The sequence below is a fragment of the Planomonospora algeriensis genome (genome assembly GCF_977012225.1).
This window is the reverse complement of record NZ_CDRNDK010000999.1, coordinates 1-739: the sequence shown is the minus strand read 5'-3', so window position 1 is coordinate 739 and position 739 is coordinate 1. Positions and strand designations below refer to the sequence as shown.

Annotated in this window: 2 protein-coding genes; both read left to right on the top strand. The window is 73.6% G+C overall.

Annotation, left to right across the window (positions count from 1 at the left end; translation table 11 throughout):
* The coding region (locus ACWJ6R_RS37440; RefSeq protein WP_449066722.1) for a phosphotransferase family protein at window positions 1-519 on the top strand (519 nt) is incomplete at its 5' end.
* Between the two features lie 45 nt (window positions 520-564).
* Window positions 565-739 (top strand): TFIIB-type zinc ribbon-containing protein (locus ACWJ6R_RS37435; RefSeq protein WP_449066723.1); only part of this gene is annotated, 175 nt, incomplete at its 3' end.

Below are 739 nucleotides of genomic sequence, written 5' to 3'. Positions count from 1 at the left end.
CGTGCGGCGCGCCTTCGACTCCCTGCCCGGGCTGCCCGGGCTGCCCGGGCTGCCCGGATCGCCCGTCCTTCCGGTCCCGGAGCCCGGCGGGCCGCCCGGGAGCGTCCGGCCGGGCCGTGCTCGCTGGCGCACGGCGACTGGCACCTGGGCCAGATGGTCCGCGTCCGCGGCGAGTGGATCCTGATCGACGCCGACGACCTGGGGGTCGGCGATCCGGCCTGGGACCTGGCCCGGCCCGCGGCCTGGTTCGCGGCCGGGCTGCTGGAGCCGGAGGTGTGGCACCGCTTCCTGGCGGCCTACCGGGCCGCGGGCGGGTGCGCCGTGGGGACCGAGGGCGACCCGTGGGAGCGGCTGGACCTCCCGGCGCAGGCGTTGACCGTGCAGCTCGCGCCGCCGGCGGTGGCGGCGGCAGGGGCGGGAGGGGAGCGGGAGCTCGACGAGGTGGAGCAGGTGCTCGTCGACTCCTGCCAGAGGATTGTCCGGTTCCGGAGCGCCTGCCATAGTGCTGACACGCAGTAGGTTGTTGTTACGACGACCCGATGCCGAGGCAAGGAGATCGACCACATGCAGTGTCCGAAGTGTCGTGGCAACATGCGCACGTACGAGCGCAATGGTGTCCACATCGACCAGTGCGACGGTTGTCGCGGGATCTTCCTGGACTACGGCGAGCTCGAGACGCTGACCCGTATGGAGAGTCAGTGGTCCCAGCAGCACGCCGCCCCCGCCCCGCCGCCCCGCC